This window comes from Pseudomonas sp. GW821-FHT07F05 (assembly GCF_059418765.1).
Window position 1 is genome coordinate 87,488 of sequence record NZ_JBWKQL010000004.1, and the last position, 20,131, is coordinate 107,618.

Here is a 20,131-nt window from a genome sequence, read left to right on the forward strand (position 1 = left end):
GCATGATGTATTGCAGCTTCTGTAGTGTTTTTGTTTCCACCGGCGAGACTGCCAATACTGCCCCGACTCCAACTGCCACAATTATTATTAGCGGGATTGTCGCTGTAGTGGCGGTTGCAAGTTTCGTCATAGGACTTGCGACTTATAGAGTAGTGCGCTCTCAGAAGGAAATTGCCAGCGCCAAGATAAAGCTAGATCTGTACAACAGACGATTCAATATCTATATTGCTGCTCTAGATTATCATCAAGCCGCATGGGGAAAGATAAAAAAAAGCATGACTGAAGCAGGTGCGGACTTCATAAGGGCGTTCAGGGAGTCTGTTTTTCTGTTTGACGATAATGACGGGATCCATAAGACTCTAGAAGAAATAAAAGACCTTGGAGCTGCTATAGCTTTCTATAAAAATTGTTTGGCTAGTCAGACATACCCTTTACAAAATGACCTTGCCCACATGGGCGCACTCAAGGATAAAAGTGACGCCGCCTTACGTGAGTTTGAACCAACTTTGCTAGTCCTAGAGCAGCAATTAGCTAAGTACATTAGCTTCAGCAGTGTCAATGGTTGGTAGTCTGCAAATGATGTTATTGGCCGGAACGAATTAATGACCTGCAAAACATTGATGCTAAGTTCCGGCAGGTTCAATGAGGGTCACATATTGAAGAGGAAGCACGTTATGAGTCTGGGGAGCTGAAGCGAGAAGGGTTAATGTTTAACCGAGAGACAGGCGAGGTGGAGCCTGCGTAGAAAGGGATGAAGTAAGCGAGGGGCAGCACATGAGAGAAGTAATCTATAATTTTTACCTTCTGATAAATCAAGGGATAGTGACGAATCTAGGGTATATTCTCTATGAGCGAGAGGGCACCGACGAAGAAAAGAATTCGTTTCTGAAAATGGCGGCGACAAGGGACTATAAGAAATCCACAATAACTAAAGCTCCGTCTGGCTTGACATTGGAAAAATATAATTCGATGTGTAGGCTAGGAACTCATTTGCGTTTATTTGAATATGTCTTCGAAAAGCATCAGTCAGCAAGACCTCTATCAATTATTACATGCGTTGTGGATGGGGAGGTAAGAATTAATTACGAGGCAAGCCATGCACCTCTGGATATGGACGATGTTCAACAGAAAACGGGAGCACTCGGAAAAATGGAGGATTGGCTTGTTAAATATACGGAAGGTAATAACTTCCACTTCACCCAGCTCATTAACGATGATTTCATCATCGCGTACAGGCTTTTATTCAATAATAGACTCTACGCATCTGCTGCCAAGTTATTGATGTCTTGCATCGATAGCCTTGCACATGTCGAATATGGATACGAAAAAACCCGAGCAGAACAGCCAGTTTTCAGGCGTTGGCTAGATACATACGTCGATCTCAAATCAGTATCGATTACATCTGATGAACTTTGGGAGCTGAGGAATGGATTGCTCCATATGTCGAACCTTAGCTCCACGAAGGTTGAAAGGAAGATCACTCGTAGAATCTCCATATCTATTGGGCATGTGCCCGCAGGACAGCAGACAGGTGAAGATGACACCTTCTACTTTGACTTACACACTCTCTATCTGGCTGTATGCGATGGGATATGTAAGTGGTTAGAAACCTACGCACAAGACTTTACTAAGTTTGAGGTTTTTGTTGAGCGTTGGGACAAAACAATATCTGACTCAAGGCTAGCGTTCCACTACATTGCGAAGTGATTCGTACACTTATTTATATTCGCGAATTGTGGGTTGAGCGGGCGGATAAAGTTGAGTCTGATGATCTGAAGTTAGGATCGCCATGAGAGCGCGCGATGAGGTGGCGATTGGTCCCGTCCAGAAGGTTCACCACTGTTCCCCGGCAGAATTTCCGCCGCCGCCCGGAGAGACCTTGCACTGTGCTGACAGCTTCGAATCTGTCTGGCAAAAATAATGTTGGAATGTATGGCATTTGGAAACGGGGTCATCACCTGAGCTATCAAGCAGGTTACTCGCTCACAAGCCGTGGCTCTGGGTAATCCAAAAGTAAGTCCTGACGGCCCCGTTGGGCTTGCTGACGGCGTGGTGATTGCTGAGGTTTGATCATAGTTGTCTCAGGAGTAGAGACGACAAAGCCCGCATAGCGGGCTCTGGTGTCATGTGTGTAGATCAGGCTTTCATTGCACGCTGTACAGTCGAGACGCCAACACCAAGGGCTTTAGCAACCTTGCGAAAGGTCGCCCCTTCCTGAGCCATTGCAGTGCGGATAGCAGCATCATCGATGGTCTTCACACGTCCTTTATAGACACCGTTCTCCTTGGCTTTGGCGATGCCTTCACGTTGGCGCTCACGGATCATCGAGCGTTCGAACTGGGCAACACTACCCAGTAGGGACAACATCAATTCCTGCATGGGATTGGCTTCGCCGGTGAAGTGCAACTGTTCTTTATGGAATCTGACGGCCACGCCCTTTGCGATCAATCCTTTGACCAATGACAGCAAGTCTTCAAGAGAGCGTGCGAGACGGTCGATGCTATGCACGTGGACACAATCACCCTTGCGGACGAATCGAAGCATGTCCTGCAATGCAGGGCGTTCAGTGGTAGCGCCTGACACCTTGTCTTCGAACACTTCGTCGAAGGTTTGGCCGTCCAACTGGCGAGCCGTGGATTGATCCAGCGACGATACCCGGCGATACGCTACCTGTGCCATTTGCTGTCTCCTGTGTTCATTAGGGTTTAGAGGCTTGCAGTATCTCTGTGTTCATTATCTAAATCAAGCCTATTGAACACGGCTAGCGTATTCATCGACCAGTGGTCCCAAGGGTGTACCCAATTGAACACGCCTAATCTCTTTGCAACCGTATATCTTTAAGGGATAACCCTACCGGTAGGCGAATTACCTATGGCAAAGAAGACCAAGAACGATGGCAAGCAGTTAGAAAACGTCGTCATATACATTGAAAGCTTGAAGCTACCACCGGACTGGACGATCACGCCCCGAGTGCTCAGCAATACTATTGAGGGAAGGCCAGCAGCAGAGCTGGATATAATGGTCGAAGGGAAAGTCGGTACTATCGACTTCAAGTGGCTCATTGAGTGTCGAGACCGCCCATCAGAGGGACCAGCCAACGCAGCTTGGATTGAGCAGCTGGTTGGCAGAAGACAACGATTCAATCTTTCCCGCGTTACAGCTGTGTCCACGTCCGGCTTCAGTGCTGCCGCAATCGAGGAGGCGGAGCGTTTTGCAATTGATACTCGGGAGTTCAAGAAGTTATCGCCATCTGAATTCGAGAGCTGGCCAGAGCTTGTCGGCATGCCTCACCGGACTGAGATTCGTAACCTTGATAGGGTCGAATTTGGCATAGAGTCACTGCCCCCGACAGTCAGCACAGACAGCTTGAACGAGGCCTTAGACGGGGATCAAGCAAACCTTACGCTTCGCAATTTGAATACCGGCGTGACCGTCACCCCGCGTGAAGTCTTTACGAAGACGCTTGGCAACCATCCGGAGTTATTGAATGCACTGGAGATAAATGGTCCAGCGGTTCCGGTGCATTTCAACGTCACATTGAATGAACCTCACGCTCTGGATACAGCCGAGGGCCCTGTGCCTGTGGCACTGCTGAGGTGTACAGGCAGCATTCAATGGCTTGAGGAGCATAAGCCCTTAGTGTTCTCAGGTGAGTATTCTCGCAGCCACACTGGCGAAACGATCTCTCGCCTGCGGATGTTTGAACCGCTGGAGGTTTTAGGTCTGAATCTACAGATGGAAATCCATGAATCTCCTGACATCACCGGCCCTACTGTCGTTTTTAGGAATGTGACGGAAGCTCCACGCAAGGGGATCAAGGGGCGCAAGTCTCGTTCCTTGAAAAAGGACCAGTGAATGCTTGTTGATCGACATGCGGGCCGTCACTCATCCGTATAGAGGTCGATTGCGATTTCCCTACCTGATGGCGTCAGACGCACTTCGATGTACTCGTCAGCGTCCTCGTCAGAAGCGTCCGCACCCGCTGCGTAACCCTTAGCGATTAATTGTCGGAGCGTATACACGTCCTCGCCTTTTACAACGGGCTGGCCAGCATGGATGGCGAGCAAAAGCTTGATTTCGACAGATAGCAGTTCCATGGTGCATTCTTCACGCAGAAAACACTGAGTCTGGCCTAGTTGGAACGGTTTTCCCGTCTGGAAACGTCCAGAAACCATCTTTCAACGTGGCCGCCTTGATCTGAGACCAGCACAGGCCTTTTCGTTACTGGGCTGCAGGCGTGCTACAACTTTCACCCCAGCTTGGAAACCTCATTCGGATGTACGTTTTCGATGGTGTTCAGGGGGTTTAGACACAGTTATCCTGCTGCTTCAAACATGGAGAATGCAGCACATGGATATTTACGAATGGAATGCTGTTTTCGTGCTCATGGGGGGGAGTGTCGTTTGCTCCGGCTGCATGGTTGCTCAGCCATTGAGTCAGTCAGAAGAAAGGTTCCCGCACTCGCCGGGGTGTAAGCATGCTGACGATCAGACGGAGCAGCCTTGGAAAACACTCCATGACCTTCTTGATCTGGCTAGAGGGTGAGTCGATAGTGAGTTAGCAAAATATCCCTTAGAGCTTTGGATGGTTATCCTCGGAAAGACGCTCCTCAAACTCCCCGATAAGCTCCACCAGCGTGATCCCCACGACCCTACATAGATCACGGATTTGCACGATGTCTAACCTTCGTGATCCGCTTTCCACATCGCTCATAAACGATTGAGGTCGTCCTAGCTCCTTCGAGCATTGCACCTGAGTCAGCTTTGCTTCCTTCCTATGTCGTTTCAGTATCGACAAAAAAATTTCGTGTTCGGTGCGATGGATCGTCTTTGGCATGGCTGTCTGCTACGGCGGGGTAGCTGCTCAACCTATATCTGCTTTCCGGATATCTGAATATCAGATATTATTGTCTTTACCTCCGTATTCTAGGATCGCTTGATGAACACCATTACTCGCGTGCTGTGCCTGCTGCCTCTGATCGCATCTACAGCGATGGCCGACACCTACCCTAAACGGACCCTCGTTGCTGGTTCGATGGTTTGTTACAAGGCAGGGGATTGGACCAAGATGGTTGAGGCGTCTCTAGATCAGGACGAAGATGAGGCTGGCCGCCTGATTGAGTCAGGTAAGTGCAGAACGATCTCAACTGCTACCAAGGTCAATTTCATCGAAGGTCCCAAGGACGGCGACAAGTCAGCATTGATTCAGCTTCCCAGCGGGAAAACAGCCATGACAGCTAATGGTTGGTTGCGTTGAATCTGCTCAAGAACTGACGTGAACTAATTACTCGGACCAACCTCCAGCCGAACAAGGACGAACATGAACGATCAGCACTACTATCTGACCAGTCAGAAGAGGAAGACCAATCACATCTTGCACCTGCTGCTCAGCATCCCGACTTGCGGTCTGTGGCTATTCATCTGGGGCATAACCATGCGTAGCAATGATTGGCACAACAGGAAGATCGACAAACAGATCAAACAAGTTATGCTGCGCCAGCGATAGGGGTCATCCCTTGGGAGGGGAGATGTGACGGCGATCAGTTTTCCGCCCAGCTTGGGTTTGTGCAGTCATCAGCCCACAATGCGGGGTGTCCACTACGGTCCTTGGGTCAATCTTCGCACCACTGAAGTTCCAACCTGTACGTCAGTACAGATGGATATCCCCATCAAGAAAAATACATAACAACCACACCAGATGAGCTTTCCGCTCTTGAGGGCATGGTGCAGAGAAAATCAACGGAGTTATTGAGGATGACTCTGTCTCGCAACGACACAGGTGATACTTGTCCTTTTTTGGGGAATTGATTGTCATCAATATTATTCCCCAGTAACACTTCTGAAGATTGAGCCCCCACCTCCGGTCAAGATGTTTCAAGCTTAGACCTATCGGTCTGAGGCATAAGCCTCATGCTGCAAATGCTTCACATCCATATCCGAGCGTAATTCATCAACCCGGTGCGATCTCTTACTCAGGCCGTTTGCTTCTCTTATCCTAGCGTAATTAAATCACGGCATTCCTTGCAGTAGCTCGATGTCGTCTTTTCGGCGGTACGAGGCGGCAAAATCCACTTCGAATCGTAGCTGCTGGAGTACAAGCGGATGCCGTTCAAGATAGAGTTCCATTCCGCCAATGGCAAGCCGTGCACACTGACAGATTCTCCGTGCTTGCTGGTCGCTCATGGTGCGCAATGCCTGAAGGCGAATCACGCGCTTTACGATTTCGACACTGATCGCATCCAGAAGGCACGCCAATAATACGTAGGAAGGGGTCACGTTCAGCGTCCCCTTGCTGTCGCCAGCCACGGTGTAGCAGGCACCAAAAACGTAATCATCAACCCAGCCATGGTGTTCAGCATATGCCATCTTGAATAGGCTCGCGTGCTGGTTGGATTTAACCTTGGGCTTGGGTCCGCGTTTGCTGCGCTCGGCGTCGAGGTCAACGACACCATCTGGCAAACTCTCCACTTCAATCTCGGCAACATCAGGGCGTAGAGCGGGATCAAGCTCATAGCAAGGATGTTCCGCTCGGGTTTTATTGATCTGAGGCTGTTCGTACTCGTAAGGAATCGGATCAAGATCATGAGTGGTGTAGCTGCCCAAGACCTCTCCAGTGGCCTTGTCGACGACGAATTGGTCGACTGTAGCGGTTCGGAGCTTGGTTAGTGTGCGACGGATGTCGGTAGATGATGCGGCGTGGGGAAGTGCGTTATTGCGGACGAGCGTGGTCATCAGTTCTCTCCTGTGTCAGTTCATTTCATAGGCGTTGGCCTCATTGGTGTTGTTTGCCGCAGGCTAAGGAGCAGCCTGCGGTAGAGCGTGGTGTGGATCAGTCGTGGATATGCCGGTAGCAGGTACGAAGGCGTTCAAGCACACGAGGGTCAACCATCCCTTCGTACTTATCCGCGATTTCAGAGCAGTATGCCGAAAATGCTTCTTTGTAAGCCTCGAAAGCACTAAAGACATCCCCATAAGTGCCGAGATGAACCTGTTTACCATATCTTGAGATGCGTGCAGTAAAGCCCTTGCGCCTTGGCCCTTCTTTCACTCCGATCGGCAGTCTGCCGCGCTGACTACGGGTGTCTCGAAACATCTGATTTATCAGCCTGGGAACCAGTGAACAGAATTCGGGTGAGTAGATTCTGTTGAGTGGGTCGAGAATATCTTTGTCCAGCTCCGCGTCCGGCTCATTCGCATAGGGCTGAGCAGTGAACCAGTCAGCAAACTCTTGAAAGTCATGCCACTTCCTACATACTGTGCATCCCGAATATGCCGGAGCATCTGATTCGTAGCAGCGACGAAGCATGTCAATCCAGCGCCTGTAAGCGCGACATGTGGTTGCGTGGTAGGTCAGGCCAATTGCTTTACGTCTGCTGATCGAGTTGTAGCCTACGCCACATACCAAAGTATCTGTCGGTAATGGGGCGAAGAGTGGAATCTCCTCACCAAGGCTGTAGTCGAGGTGGATTCCAGCGGCGCTGGGCAAGACGTAAATGGTTCGGGTGAAGTCATTGATGCTGTGTTGTTGCATGGTTTACCTCCGTTTGGTTGAAAAATGGGCAATAAAAAACCGACTCACGGTCGGCATCGGAGGCTCGTCATTCTTCTCACTCGGAGGGTCAGGAACTTAGCTATTCGATGTCGTTAACCTCATGTTGGTATTCAATTGCTTCGCAATGGTCATGGCAGTTCTCATGGTTTGCTGTGATCGTCAAATGGTGATCAGCCACAAATCAGGCGTTAAAAAACCTCCTGCGGTTTCATGCATTTTCAGCACTGGCCACGTAGAGGTTTCTCGGCGATCTGTTCTGCCCACTGAGGCAGGTCGTTAATACTACACGAATTCAGACGAAAAGCAACCCCTATGGGTTGACATTTTCGGTTGCCGCGTTTTGAAAACTGGTTTTCACGGTGAAGAACGCCCCTTGCTTAGTCCAGACCATCAATTCGCCTCGTAATCATTGGGTTTACCGTTTTGTGTGAGGTGGGGCAGTCGAGTGAGCGGGCAATTTCACTGTACTTTTCTGGAGTTTATCGGAGGTTATTGATGTGCCTTAATGCCTCGTTCATTGCCTTGATTGGTATCCTGCTGCCGTAGATACCGAAGGTGACGGAGCCGTCCTCATGTCCCACCATCCGCTTGATCAACGAGTCTTGAACCCCTGCATCCCGTAGGTCGTCAATAAACGAGTGACGGAAGCTGTGGAAGGTCTTGCGAGGATCGGTGACTCCGCGTTTCGTCTTGTACCTGCCAAACCATTTGGAGGGGGCATGACCAAGCTTTCCTCGCACAGCCTCAAGTTCAGGGAACAGTCTATCTGCACCGCTGGCTTTGACTGAATCAACATGCCGCAGGATGCCAAGTTCGACCATAGATGGGTGAAGGGGTATCGTGCGGCGGCTACTGGAGTTCTTCAGATTTTGGCCTTCGTTGCTGTCATCGATACGGATGCACGGAATGCCTTGAAACTGGATGAAGTCATCGATACGCAGTTGGCATAGCTCTTCCAATCGAGCGCCTGTAAACCTTCCAAGCAAGGGGAGCCAGAAGCGCCACGGATGCTTGCGGGCCTCAGTCATAAGCGCATCCAAATCGAGCAAGACCGTTAGGTCAGCTGATTCGAACGACAATCGAGCGTCCTTGGCAGCGCCCGTCATGACCTTGATCCCCATCAGCGGATTCTCCGCAACGTAGCCATTGGATTTACACCAGTTCATGAACGCCGAGAGCTTGCGAAGGCGGTTATTCACGGTCACGGCAGTGATGGTCTTGTATGTGACGCCGGACTCAATCACTTGGATTAACGTCTTGCCCTTGAATTGTGGCAGCAGAGCGAAGTATTGGGGGCACCGGCCTAAGCGTTCCTTTAAGAGTCGGGCTTGATGCGCGTCGAATGCACCAGCAGGCATGTCCCCCATGAGCTCGAACAAGTCTCGCAATGCCCGTTCAACCTCGTGCGTGCTGACTTCTCGCCACGTTCCTCCCGCTTTTCCTTCACTTAGGTACTTCTTTGAAAGCTCGCCAAGCATTGGGCCTCGGAAAGCCTGCTTCGGTAGTCGCTTCATTGTGTAATCTGGAGCGTTTGCCGAAGGAGGCGTAGGGGTTGCACTACGCCATTTCATGCACAGCGTGCGAAGCGTTTCGAGAGGCTCTGTAGGGTGGGTGGACAAGTGCTGATGCACCTGCTGAGCAATTGAGGCGGCAACAAATGTTGCAGCTTGTCGAGTCGTCAGGTTCAAGCTCAGGCGTAAGGTGTGACACCTTGGGAACAGGTGTTTGGGCAGCCGGAGATTCAGGTAATAGAAGGCTCCGCGACGGATCAGATATGCCATGTGTGTGACACCGATGTGTGACAGCAAAGTGTGACAATGCTGGCTACACCTCAGAGTTTTGACTGCCCGTGCAATGAATACGCACGATAGATATCTGGCAACCCCACTACCTTCAAACCCTTGCCCTAGAGCCCCCGCAACGATTACCCGTGAACCTGGTCAGAGCCGGAAGGCAGCAGCCACAGCGGGAACATTGTGTGCCGGGGTGTGGCTGGTGGGGTTGCCTCCATAACGCTCTCCTCTCTAGATTCCGCCGTTTCTTCTGCTTTTAGTAATTCCCACTGCACCGCGCATGATGCGACTGTCTGCGTCATTTGCGTTCCCCCGGCCCAACGTTTTCATTTTTCCGGAATCTTCCTTCCAATCCACTGCAACAGACCTGTTTCATGGTGATCCAGTCTTTGCGCGGGTTCCATCTGAAGGAATTGCAATGATCACGGCTTGTAAGCCTTTGAGCTTGTTTTGCGCTGAGTTTTAGCCAGCGCGTGATCGCGCTTTGTAGGACTGTGGTGGCGTTCGTGAAAGACGTCTCTGATTCTGAAAATTTCGTTTTGATTTTGAATTGCCGGTATGGGGTCTTGGTACTACTCTGATTTTCCCGAGCAAGGAGCGAGCTATGGAATTTCTAGCGAGAGTCAACGCGTTATCGGCCAAAATCCAGCAGCAATCTGCTGCCATCCAGACTGAGGAAGCAACCAAGACAGCATTTGTGATGCCGTTCATCAATTCTGTGCTTGGATATGATGTATTTGATCCGCTGGAAGTAGTCCCAGAATACATCTGCGATGTTGGAACCAAAAAAGGGGAGAAAATCGATTACGCATTATGAAAAATGGCGAGGTGCAAATCCTGATCGAGTGCAAAAAAATCGGCGAACCCCTTCATATCAATCATGCCAGTCAATTGTTTCGCTACTTCCACGTCACCAGTGCGCGAATTTCCATACTCACCAACGGCCGGGTCTACCGGTTTTATACCGACCTCGACGCGCCCAATAAAATGGACGACAAGCCGTTTCTGGAGCTGGATCTGCTCGATCTCGACGAACACGCCCTGCCCGAGCTGGAGAAGCTCACAAAATCCGCTTTTGACGTGGACTCCATCATCAGCGCGGCTGGGGAGCTGAAGTACGTAGGCCAGATTAAGAGGGAGATTGCCGCTCAATTCACCAAACCTGACGATGAATTTGTTAAGTTTTTCGCGGCCCGTGTTTACGAAGGAATCATCACCCAGAAAGTTCGTGAGCAATTCGCAGTGTTGACGCGAAAGGCTGCTGCGCAGTTCTTGGGCGATCAAGTCAATGACCGGCTTAAGTCCGCCATCAGTGGTCCGATCCAGCCGACATTCGCGATGGCCCCTGTTGATAGCAATCCAGCGAGTGAAACGGTGGAAGAGACAGAGGACGATCGGGTTCAAACCACGCTCGAAGAACTGGAAGGTTTCCATGTCGTTAAAGCTATCGTGAGATCGGTCGTTGACGCCAAGCGCATTGTGCACCGGGATACGCAGAGCTATTTCGGCATCCTGCTTGACGACAACAATAGGAAACCCATATGCCGGCTACATTTCAATCGGAGTCAAAAGTACATAGGTATTTTTGATCGCGAGAAAAACGAAACCCGGCATGCAATTGATTCGGTCGACGATATATATATAGCTTCTCCGATCACCTGAAGGGTGTGATTTCACACTACAGCTAATTCAGTCAGTCGGTACGAGATGCCTGCGCTGGCAAATGCTTAGGTGCGTTTCCAGCGTAGGGGGCGGGCGGACGAGCTAGCGCTATCGCAATGGTGACTCACATAGTCCGCGTTTGGCATCATGCCGCGCCCCACCCAAGAATTGACATGCGCCCAATCTGGTCAGTTTAATCCGACCAGCCCGTTGCCAACCCACGCTGAATCACAGAGTTAAGGCCGTAAAGTTCCTGACGACTGCCGCTAGAATGGTCCCACTCTGGCCGGAAGCAAAGGCGGGGCTGGAATCCCAGAAGTCTCATTACAAGCTGTCCTGCAATCATGCTCTCACCTCGCGCTCAGGCCGCTGGACTGTCATTCGTCTGTATATAGGTCGCTCACAACCTCCCGGCCTGATGGCGACAGGCGCACTTCGATGAACTCGTCCCCGTTTTCATCAGAAGCATCCTTACTCACTGCATACCCCTTGGTGATCAACTGGCGAAGTGTGTGCACATCGTCACCCTTGACCACAGACTGTCCTGCCTGAAGGGCGAGCAGAAGCTTGATTTCAGCTGATAGCAATTGCATACGGTGTTCCCCTCATCAATTGGAAATCTCACCGTACAGCCTAGCCTGAGGTAGGTTTTTCGGGACGAATTAAAGAGGTCTGCGGGCCCTGATGTCAGGTTCTGCGGCAGGGCCGCCATTCAGTTTCTCAGAAGCGGTTTCAGGCGTTTCAGCCAGATTCTGCAAGCCGAACCCGGCACCGTATCGTCTGGCCCTCGACACTCGGCGCAAAGCCAATCGCCCCGACAGACCCAAATAAATCTGCCCTCCATTTGGATCAATACGATAGTCTTCGCACCATTGTCGATACGGACACCTGACTGGAACGCGATTGATGGCCCCTGATGACTATCTGGTAATGAGCAGCGCGGAGTGGGCGGGGCTGCGCGCCAGTACGCCATTGACGTTGTCCGAAGAAGACCTCGCCGCATTGCGAGGCGTGAATGAGGACATCTCGCTGGAGGATGTCGCCAACATCTACCTGCCGTTGTCGCGCCTGATCAATCTGCATGTCAGTGCTGCACGCAACCTCGACAGCATCAAGGACACCTTTCTCGGACGCCCTGCCAAACGTCAGACCTATGTGGTGGCGGTGGCGGGCAGCGTCGCGGTGGGCAAGAGCACTTTCGCCCGGGTGCTGCAGGCGCTGATGGCGCGTTGGCCGGATCATCCCCGGGTGGATCTGATCACCACCGACGGCTTTCTGCACCCCAACGCCCGGCTCGTCGCCGACGGCATCATGCACCGCAAGGGTTTTCCGGAAAGCTACGATCGCAAGCGCATGGTCAAGTTTCTCTCCGACCTGAAGGCCGGCACGCCGGAAATCACCGCCCCGGTCTATTCCCACATCAGCTACGACATCGTCCCGGACCAGTTCTTCAAGGTCAGCCAGCCCGACATTCTGATTTTCGAAGGGCTGAATGTGCTGCAGACCGAGGGCAACGACGGGCAGAAGCCGGGCAGCATCGTCTCGGATTTCTTCGATTTCTCGATCTATCTGGACGCCGAAGAAGGCGACATCGAGCGCTGGTACGTTGAGCGTTTTCTGATGCTGCAACGCACCGCGTTTCGCGCGCGAGGCGCTTACTTCCGCGAGCTGGCCGACCTGCCGCCGGAGAAATCCCCGGACGCGGCGCGCAAGATCTGGCACGACATCAACCGTCCCAATCTGCTGGAAAACATCCTGCCGACCCGCGAGCGCGCCAGCCTTGTGGTGCGTAAGGCGTCGGATCATTCGGTGAAGGAACTGTGGCTACGCTGATGAGGAAGTCCATCGCGGCCGCGTCGGCGCTATTCGCGTTGTGCGTCAGCGCTGGCGCTCTGGCGGACGGCAACAAGTTGCTGCTTGAATGCCAGGACGGGATCAGCAGCATGAGCGGCGCCGTGGCGCAGAACGGCGTGGGTGTCGGCCATTGCGTCGGGGTGCTGCAAGCGACGATGGACACCCTGGACCTGTTCCACGAAGCGGGCGGATTGCCCCGACTGGTGTGCGTGCCCGAGGGCGGTATTCCGATGATTCAGTCGATGCGCATCATTGTGCAGTCCTTGCAGGCGCATCCCGAGAGTCTGCATCTGAATGAGTCCGTGCTGGTCGTCGCGGCGTTGAAAAACGCGTTTCCCTGCCAGTAACCCTCACGTTTTGCGCTAGCCTTTGCTTGATCCAGACGAGATGCTCCGGGTCGACCTGTGCCGCCGCGTCTGCGACGGCCTTCAGCAAGGATGCCGACGATGCGGATCAACGCACTGATTGTGTTACTGCTTACCGGTCTCGTGGCCGCGACATACGGTTTCGGGATTTACCTCTTTGCCCAACTGGTGCCGGACATGCGCGCCAGCCTGGGCTTCGATATCGCCTACGTGGGCACCATCACCGCAGCGGGGCAGGCCGGGTTTCTCGCCAGTGCGTTGCTGGCGGCATGGCTGACGCCTCGCGTTGGCGGCGGTTGGGTGATTTTCGGATCGGGCGCCGTGTGTGCGCTGGCCTTGCTCCTTATGCCCCTGGCACAGAACGTGGTGTTGATCGGTCTGCTGCTGACGATTCTGGCTGGCACGGCGGCGACGGTATTCGTGCCGATGGTCGACGTGATCGCGCGCGCCGTGCCCTACAAGTACCGCGGCATGGCCATGGGGCTGGTGTCGAGCGGCACCAGTTACGGCGTGTTCATCAATAGCCTGCTGGTGCCGTTTTATGCGCCCCAGGGCGAGTGGCGCACGGTGTGGTGGATCGTTGGGCTGATCACGGTCGTGCTGGCCGTCGGCGTGTTTCTGGTCTTCAAACGTGCGCTGCTCTTTATGAGCAACGATGAAAGTGCCAGTGATGGCGCGCCACGTGGAGGCGTTCTGCGTGAGGCGCTGCAGGGCTGGGTGTACGCAGTCTGGTCGATGAATTTTCTGATCGGCTTCTCGACCTTTCCCTTTCAGAACTACCTGTCGTCCTACTTGCGCACGGAGCTGCATTTCGGCGTCGAGTACACCGCGCAGATCTGGGCCAGCATCGGTTTCGTCGGCATGTTCAGCGGCCTGGCGCTCGGCGCGTTGTCGGACCGCATCGGCCTGCGGGCGGCGATGTTGCTGGTGTACGTCTGCGTGGCGACGGCGGCGTTGATTCTGGTCATCGCGCCGACCGGCTACTGGCCGCTCGTGGCAGGCGTCGTGTTCGCCGTGGCCTTCTACCCGATCTTCGGACTGATCCCGGCGTACGTGTCGAAGATGGCGTCCCGTGCGGCGCTGGCCGTGACCATCTTCGGCATCGCCAACATCATGCAAGGCGTCGGCGGCATGCTCGGAAATTACTGCGCCGGGCTATTGGCGAGCGTCAGCGGTTCGTTCGTTGCGGTGTATGGGGTGATTGCGGGGGTCGCGGTGGTGCTGGCGGTGCTAACGGTTTGCTTGCCGAACGAGCCCGGCGGTCGGCAGGCGGCTTGATTACATATAAGATCAGCCCACCTGCCAGCGATGGTTGCGCGCGCGGCTACACTGGAACGAGCTACACCGGAAACTGCAGCGCGTTGCTCAGATCACCCATCGGCGTTTGACCCCGTGCCGCCATGGCGTTGTCGCGCTCGGTCAATCCTTCCAGTTTCTCCAGACCATGCACCCGCGTAATCAGACGCAGTATCGAGGCAGTGTCGTACACCGTGTGGTCGACCGTGCCCTTGCGCGCGAACGGTGAGATGACAATCGCCGGCACCCGCGTGCCCGGTCCCCAGCGATCGCCCTTCGGCGGCGCGACGTGGTCCCACCAGCCGCCGTTTTCATCGACGGTGATGACGATCACCATGTTTTTCCACTGCGGGCTGTTGCGCAGCACTTTGATGGCGCGATCAATATGTCGATCACCCGCAGCCACGTCGGCGTAACCGGCGTGCATGTTGAGGTTGCCCTGGGGTTTGTAGAAGGTCACCGCGGGCAGCTTGCCGGCCTCGGCGTCGGCGAGGAATTTATTGGTGCTGGATTCATCCCCCAGGCCACCGTCGCGCAGTCGCTTCTTGCGCTCTGCCGGATTGTCCGGCCCTTGCTGCTTGAAGTAGTTGAACGGCTGGTGGTGGTACTGGAAGTTCGGAATCTTCGGAATGCCGGTCGAGTCCTTGTACTCGTCCAGCGTCACCTGCCAGGCGCCGGCGTACCAGGCCCAGTCGACGTTCTTCTTCGACAGCTTGTCGCCGATGTGGTCATGGGTTTGCGGCACCAGCACGTTGGCCAGCCCCGGCTGTGAGTAATCCGGCTTTTCCTTGTCCCGCAGCCAGGTCGGCCAGTAGGGCGGGGCCATGGTGTTGACGCCATAACCGTCCGGCGTCAACGCGCTCGGGCCGAATTGCGGCGGGCCGGTCATGGCGCTGGCGGGTGATTTCTCCAGCGGTTTGAGCCGGTAGTCCAGCGGATCGCTGCTTTCCAGCACGGCGATCTGTGACTTGGCGGGGGAGTTCACCGCGTCCGGGTAGAAGGGCGCCCGGGCCGAGATCAGGTACTGGTGGTTGAGAAACGAACCGCCGAAAGCGCCCTGGAAGAAGTTGTCGCAGAGCACGAACTCTTTGGCGACGTCCCACAGGCGCAGGGAATATTGGGTCTGGGCGTAGTAGCCCATGGTCAGACCGCCGGAATCCGCCCAGGCGACGAAGGCGTCGTTCTTGCCGCCGTTGATCTGCATCTGGTTCTGATAGAACACGTGCCACAGGTCGCGGGTGACGACGCTCAGGGGCAGGTCTTCGCCGCTCGGGCCTTTGAGGGGGAAGGGCGCGTTGGGCAGGTTTTCCTGATACTGCACGCCCGTCGCGTAGGTGACGCCGTCGACGCTTTGCGGGCCGATCTGGCAGACGCCCCCCCAGCACTGCGGCAGGCTGTCGAGGACCTTGCCGTCACGGTCGCGCTGGCGGTATTGCTCGGCTTTCACGGCTGAAAGAGGGTGCTCAACGCCCGGGAAATTGGCGAACAGGTTATTAAAGCTGCGGTTCTCGCCGTAGATCACCACGATGGTTTTGATGTTGTCCTGCAGCGCTTTGTCCAGCGCCGGGCCGGTCAACAGGGTGTCCGTCGCAGGCTTGCCTTCAGGGGCTGCTTCGGCCGCGCCCACCACACCGCTGAGGGTCGCGCCGGCGCCCAGTACCGCGACGCCGCCGAGGAAGCGTCGACGGCTGCCATCCACCGGTGTCTGGGGGGCCGAAGCCTGTGCGGGATCTTCCGGTTTCTTGGTCATGGCGGGCGCTCGCAGGTCGAGTTGTTACAACATGTGTCGCCGGAGCCTAGCGAGGGAATATGACGGGATTGCTACAGCGATGGGCGCGCCCCCCAGTGCGACTGGCATCAGCCGGGAAAGGGCCAGTGCAGGCGACATCCAATTTGCGGTGTGACGCGTGACGCTTTCCCGGCTAAAGCCGGTCCTACGATCGGCGCCAGCCCCACAATCGAAAGTCGCAGCCAGTCTCACAACAGGAAAGCGGCGCAGCCTCAATACGGGTCGTCGGGGTTGCCCGAATGCACCTGATACCGCTCGACAATCCGCTCGATCTCCCCGGACATCTTCATCCTCAGCAGCGTGCGCATGATGCGTTGCGCGGGTACGCTCGGGTCGTTGCGGGCGACGCAACCCACCGGCTGTTCATCGATGATCCACACGGCCCTGAGCTTCTCGTCGGCTTTCTGGTCGCGGTTGTACCAGTCCAGCGACCACTGGGTGTCCACGGCGTATCGGTAGCGATGGGCCGAGAGCTTTTGCAGGACCTGTTCCTGGAGTCTGGCGTCTTCGCGGATCAAATCGCGCGTGGCGAACAGTGGGTCCAGCACCGGGTAGGCATAGCCCAGCACGGTGCCGATGTGATCGCCGAGAATCGCGCTCAACTGAAAGGGTGCGGTGTCGTAGGCACTGCCGACCAGCACGTTGCGCTGGGTCAGCAGTGGCAGGCTCCAGGTGTAGTCGCCCGACATGTCCGGCAACCAGGATTGCGCGGCGTAACAGCGCACATCGACGTCACCGCGCTCGGTCGCCGCCTGCACCCGAAGCCGTGGATACACGCGATATTCGGCAGTCTGGCCGATCTGCCGGGCCAGGCTTTCCATGATGTCGAAAAGAATGCCGGTCTCAGGTCCGTCGGGACCCACTTGCATCAGCGGCATCGACCAACTGTCGGCCACGGCGAAACGCAGGGGCGGGCCTTGCGCCGCAGCAGGTGCGCTCAGTAACTCCACGGCGCCCAAAAGTCCCAAGCCACTCACCCACACTCGCATCCGGATCCCTCGAAGTAACAGTGCGACGCTTCAAGCCTGCTGTGTCTTCGGAATCCAGGTGCGGAACCTTATGGGGGAACCATCTCGCGGAGCCGTCTTGCGGAGCCAGGCCAGCCATAATAAAGCGATAAGCGTCGGACACCAGATGCAATTTTGCCCCTGCTCCGCTAGCATTGGCGGTCTTCCGCAACCCAGTCGCGACGGTTTTCAATGAGTTATCAGGTTCTTGCACGTAAATGGCGTCCGCGCTCGTTCCGCGAAATGGTCGGCCAGACCCATGTGCTCAAGGCCCTGATCAACGCGCTGGACAGCCAGCGCCTGCACCACGCCTATTTATTCACGGGCACAAGGGGGGTCGGCAAGACCACCATCGCGCGGATCATTGCCAAGTGCCTGAACTGTGAAACCGGTATCACTTCAACGCCCTGTGGCGAATGCTCGGTGTGCCGCGAGATCGATGAAGGCCGCTTTGTCGACCTGATCGAGATCGACGCCGCCAGCCGCACCAAGGTCGAGGACACTCGCGAGCTGCTCGACAACGTGCAATACGCACCCAGTCGCGGCCGCTTCAAGGTCTACCTGATCGACGAAGTGCACATGCTCTCCAGCCACTCGTTCAATGCGTTGCTCAAAACGCTGGAAGAGCCGCCGCCCTACGTCAAGTTCATCCTCGCCACCACCGATCCGCAGAAGCTGCCAGCGACCATTCTGTCCCGCTGCCTGCAGTTCTCCCTGAAAAACATGACGCCCGAGCGTGTAGTCGAGCATTTGACCCACGTCCTTGGCGTCGAAAACGTTCCGTTCGAAGACGACGCGCTGTGGCTGCTGGGCCGCGCGGCCGATGGCTCGATGCGTGACGCCATGAGCCTCACCGATCAGGCGATTGCCTTTGGCGAAGGCAAAGTGCTGGCGGCCGATGTGCGCGCCATGCTCGGTACGCTGGATCACGGCCAGGTGTTCGACGTGCTGGCTGCGTTGATCGAGGGCGATGCCCGCTCGTTGCTTGAAGCCGTGCGCCATCTGGCCGAACAGGGCCCTGACTGGAGCGGCGTGCTGTCGGAGATTCTCAACGTGTTGCACCGGGTCGCCATCGCCCAGGCGCTGCCTGAAGGTGTCGACAACGGCCATGGCGATCGGGATCGCGTGCTGGCTCTGGCCCAGTCATTGCCCGCCGAAGACGTGCAGTTCTATTACCAGATGGGCCTGATCGGTCGCCGCGATCTGCCCTTGGCGCCGGACCCCCGAGGCGGCTTCGAGATGGTGCTGCTGCGCATGCTGGCGTTCCGGCCCGCAGACGCCGACAACGCGCCGACGCAGCCGTTAAAGTCAGTGGGGATCAACCCGGCCACGGTTGATTCCCGGACAGCGGTGGCGAGTTCAGCATCCGCAGCACCCAACCCCGTCACCGCCCCGTCGCCAGCGCCTGTTATCGACAAGCCTGCTCCGGTGGCCGTGCCCGATGCTCAACCTGCTAAGCCAAAGGCTGAGGAGGAGATCGACCTGCCCTGGAACGAGCCGAAGGTTACGCCGCCAGCCGCTGCTGCCGAGCCCGAAGCAGAGCCTGAACCAGAGCCGTCCTCGCAGCCCGCTTCCGAATCCGTCGCCGAGATTCCCGAGCCCGTCCTCGACACCGTGGCCGAGCAGCCTGATCTGACGCCAATGCCGGCGCCGGTCCCCGCGAGCCCTGTGCCTGAGGCGCCTGAAGTCGAGTCGTTAGAGCAACGGCAAGCCGCCGCCGACGCCGTGACATTGCAGATGATTGAGCACGTGCCCGACGCGACGCCTTATGTGCCTGCGCCCATGGAGCGTGACGACGAGCCGCCGCCCGATGACGACTACAACGAGCCGGACATCGACATCGACCCGGCATCGTTCGCTTATCTTGACGACCTGGCCCACGAAGCGGTCGAAGCGGTGGAGAAGGAGCCCGAGCTGTTGCCGGCCGCCAAGCCCGCCACCGGGCTGGCAGCCGACTGGCTTGAGCTGTTCCCGAAACTGCCGATTTCCGGCATGACCGGCAGCATCGCCGCCAACTGCACGCTGATTTCGGTGGAGGGCGACAACTGGCTGCTGCACCTGGACCCGGCCCACAGCGCGCTGTTCAACTCGACGCAGCAGCGCCGTCTGAACGACGCGCTGAACCAATACCATGAACGCACCCTCAACCTGAGTATCGAACTGATCAAGCCCGAGCAGGAAACCCCGGCTCAGGCAGCGGCGCGTCGGCGTGCCGATCGGCAGAAGCAGGCCGAGGCGGCGATTCACGGCGATCCGTTCATTCAGCAGATGATGCAGCAGTTCGGTGCGTCCATTCGCGAGGACACGATTGTGCCGGTGGATGCGCCGGCGCAGGCGCCGGTCTAGATGCTGATTCAGGACCAATGATTTCCGGGGGCGCTAAGCTGATGGGGCGCCCCGATTGTTCAACGACTTTCTATCCAATGACTTCCGAGGAGTAACTCCCATGATGAAAGGTGGCATGGCAGGCCTGATGAAGCAGGCTCAGCAGATGCAGGAAAAAATGGCCAAGATGCAGGAAGAGCTGGCCAACGCTGAAGTGACGGGCCAATCCGGCGCCGGTCTGGTCAGCGTGGTCATGACCGGGCGTCATGACGTCAAGCGCGTCAGCCTGGACGACAGCCTGATGCAGGAAGAGAAGGAAATTCTCGAAGACCTGATCGCTGCAGCCGTCAACGACGCCGTGCGCAAGATCGAAGCGGCCAGCCAGGAGAAGACCGCCAGCATGACCGCCGGCATGCAGCTGCCCCCGGGCATGAAACTGCCGTTCTGATCGGACTGCCGTTGTGACACCCGAATGCCAGGCCCTCGTGC

General features: G+C 55.8%; 19 protein-coding genes, 1 other RNA gene and 1 pseudogene. 12 read left to right on the forward strand and 9 right to left on the reverse strand.

The window, feature by feature from the left end:
- Positions 1-2: 2 nt before the first annotated feature.
- Together AC07RO_RS11645 and AC07RO_RS11650 are read left to right on the forward strand one after the other, a co-directional pair.
- Positions 3-569 carry a hypothetical protein gene (locus tag AC07RO_RS11645; protein ID WP_495086073.1) on the forward strand — a complete coding sequence of 189 codons (567 nt, stop codon included), beginning with the start codon at positions 3-5 and terminating at the stop codon, positions 567-569.
- Positions 570-774: 205 nt separating this feature from the next.
- Complete coding sequence (locus AC07RO_RS11650) at positions 775-1,707, forward strand: hypothetical protein (RefSeq protein WP_495086074.1); 933 nt, start codon at positions 775-777, stop codon at positions 1,705-1,707.
- A gap of 429 nt (positions 1,708-2,136) precedes the next feature.
- Here the strand turns inward: AC07RO_RS11650 and AC07RO_RS11655 are convergent, their stop codons facing one another.
- Positions 2,137-2,679 (reverse strand): recombinase family protein, encoded by a 543-nt coding sequence (locus tag AC07RO_RS11655; RefSeq protein WP_495086075.1) that lies wholly within the window; start codon positions 2,677-2,679, stop codon positions 2,137-2,139.
- Positions 2,680-2,871: 192 nt separating this feature from the next.
- Here AC07RO_RS11655 and AC07RO_RS11660 point away from each other — a divergent pair, with 192 nt between their 5' ends.
- Positions 2,872-3,855, forward strand: coding sequence for a hypothetical protein (locus AC07RO_RS11660; protein ID WP_495086076.1), 984 nt, complete (start codon positions 2,872-2,874; stop codon positions 3,853-3,855).
- A gap of 26 nt (positions 3,856-3,881) precedes the next feature.
- Here the strand turns inward: AC07RO_RS11660 and AC07RO_RS11665 are convergent, their stop codons facing one another.
- Together AC07RO_RS11665 and AC07RO_RS11670 are read right to left on the reverse strand one after the other, a co-directional pair.
- Complete coding sequence (locus tag AC07RO_RS11665; RefSeq protein ID WP_495086077.1) at positions 3,882-4,097, reverse strand: hypothetical protein; 216 nt, start codon at positions 4,095-4,097, stop codon at positions 3,882-3,884.
- 475 nt (positions 4,098-4,572) lie between these two features.
- A complete protein-coding gene (locus tag AC07RO_RS11670) occupies positions 4,573-4,836 on the reverse strand; it encodes a helix-turn-helix domain-containing protein (protein WP_495086078.1) in 264 nt (87 codons plus the stop codon).
- A gap of 102 nt (positions 4,837-4,938) precedes the next feature.
- Here AC07RO_RS11670 and AC07RO_RS11675 point away from each other — a divergent pair, with 102 nt between their 5' ends.
- Together AC07RO_RS11675 and AC07RO_RS11680 are read left to right on the forward strand one after the other, a co-directional pair.
- Positions 4,939-5,256: a hypothetical protein gene (locus tag AC07RO_RS11675; RefSeq protein ID WP_495086079.1), complete on the forward strand. Its 318-nt coding sequence runs from the start codon at positions 4,939-4,941 to the stop codon at positions 5,254-5,256.
- A 63-nt stretch (positions 5,257-5,319) separates the two neighbouring features.
- Positions 5,320-5,505, forward strand: a complete 186-nt coding sequence (locus AC07RO_RS11680; RefSeq protein WP_495086080.1) for a hypothetical protein — start codon at positions 5,320-5,322, stop codon at positions 5,503-5,505.
- Positions 5,506-6,008: 503 nt separating this feature from the next.
- Here AC07RO_RS11680 and AC07RO_RS11685 read toward each other — a convergent pair.
- The 3 genes from AC07RO_RS11685 to AC07RO_RS11695 form a co-directional block, all read right to left on the reverse strand.
- The gene (locus tag AC07RO_RS11685) at positions 6,009-6,731 is read right to left on the reverse strand and encodes a hypothetical protein (protein ID WP_495086081.1); all 723 of its coding nucleotides are present in this window, start codon (positions 6,729-6,731) and stop codon (positions 6,009-6,011) included.
- 97 nt (positions 6,732-6,828) lie between these two features.
- Positions 6,829-7,530, reverse strand: coding sequence for a hypothetical protein (locus AC07RO_RS11690; RefSeq protein ID WP_495086082.1), 702 nt, complete (start codon positions 7,528-7,530; stop codon positions 6,829-6,831).
- A gap of 500 nt (positions 7,531-8,030) precedes the next feature.
- The gene (locus AC07RO_RS11695) at positions 8,031-9,332 is read right to left on the reverse strand and encodes a site-specific integrase (protein WP_495086083.1); all 1,302 of its coding nucleotides are present in this window, start codon (positions 9,330-9,332) and stop codon (positions 8,031-8,033) included.
- Between the two features lie 123 nt (positions 9,333-9,455).
- Here AC07RO_RS11695 and ffs point away from each other — a divergent pair.
- Both ffs and AC07RO_RS11705 read left to right on the forward strand, forming a co-directional pair.
- An RNA gene (gene ffs, locus AC07RO_RS11700) (signal recognition particle sRNA small type) lies at positions 9,456-9,552 on the forward strand.
- A gap of 396 nt (positions 9,553-9,948) precedes the next feature.
- Positions 9,949-11,032, forward strand: a pseudogene (locus tag AC07RO_RS11705) (type I restriction endonuclease).
- A 351-nt stretch (positions 11,033-11,383) separates the two neighbouring features.
- Here AC07RO_RS11705 and AC07RO_RS11710 read toward each other — a convergent pair.
- The gene (locus AC07RO_RS11710) at positions 11,384-11,599 is read right to left on the reverse strand and encodes a hypothetical protein (RefSeq protein WP_495086084.1); all 216 of its coding nucleotides are present in this window, start codon (positions 11,597-11,599) and stop codon (positions 11,384-11,386) included.
- A 313-nt stretch (positions 11,600-11,912) separates the two neighbouring features.
- Here AC07RO_RS11710 and coaA point away from each other — a divergent pair, with 313 nt between their 5' ends.
- The 3 genes from coaA (at position 11,913) to AC07RO_RS11725 (ending at position 14,503) form a co-directional block, all read left to right on the forward strand.
- Positions 11,913-12,839 (forward strand): type I pantothenate kinase, encoded by a 927-nt coding sequence (gene coaA / locus AC07RO_RS11715; protein WP_074889248.1) that lies wholly within the window; start codon positions 11,913-11,915, stop codon positions 12,837-12,839.
- A complete protein-coding gene (locus tag AC07RO_RS11720; protein ID WP_282373434.1) occupies positions 12,839-13,207 on the forward strand; it encodes a Rap1a/Tai family immunity protein in 369 nt (122 codons plus the stop codon). Before coaA ends, AC07RO_RS11720 begins: the two co-directional genes overlap by 1 nt.
- 99 nt (positions 13,208-13,306) lie before the next feature.
- Positions 13,307-14,503, forward strand: a complete 1,197-nt coding sequence (locus tag AC07RO_RS11725) for an MFS transporter (protein ID WP_495086085.1) — start codon at positions 13,307-13,309, stop codon at positions 14,501-14,503.
- Between the two features lie 61 nt (positions 14,504-14,564).
- Here AC07RO_RS11725 and AC07RO_RS11730 read toward each other — a convergent pair whose 3' ends face one another.
- Complete coding sequence (locus tag AC07RO_RS11730; RefSeq protein ID WP_495086086.1) at positions 14,565-16,271, reverse strand: acid phosphatase; 1,707 nt, start codon at positions 16,269-16,271, stop codon at positions 14,565-14,567.
- 251 nt (positions 16,272-16,522) lie between these two features.
- Entirely contained in the window at positions 16,523-17,299 is a 777-nt protein-coding gene (locus AC07RO_RS11735; protein ID WP_282372538.1) for a substrate-binding periplasmic protein, read from the reverse strand.
- Between the two features lie 210 nt (positions 17,300-17,509).
- On the opposite strand from AC07RO_RS11735, the gene dnaX reads away from it, so the two are divergent.
- Positions 17,510-19,663, forward strand: a complete 2,154-nt coding sequence (dnaX, locus tag AC07RO_RS11740) for a DNA polymerase III subunit gamma/tau (protein ID WP_495086087.1) — start codon at positions 17,510-17,512, stop codon at positions 19,661-19,663.
- Between the two features lie 100 nt (positions 19,664-19,763).
- On the forward strand, positions 19,764-20,090 hold the full coding sequence (locus AC07RO_RS11745; protein ID WP_037011416.1) for a YbaB/EbfC family nucleoid-associated protein: 327 nt from the start codon (positions 19,764-19,766) through the stop codon (positions 20,088-20,090).
- The last annotated feature ends 41 nt before the right edge of the window (positions 20,091-20,131 follow it).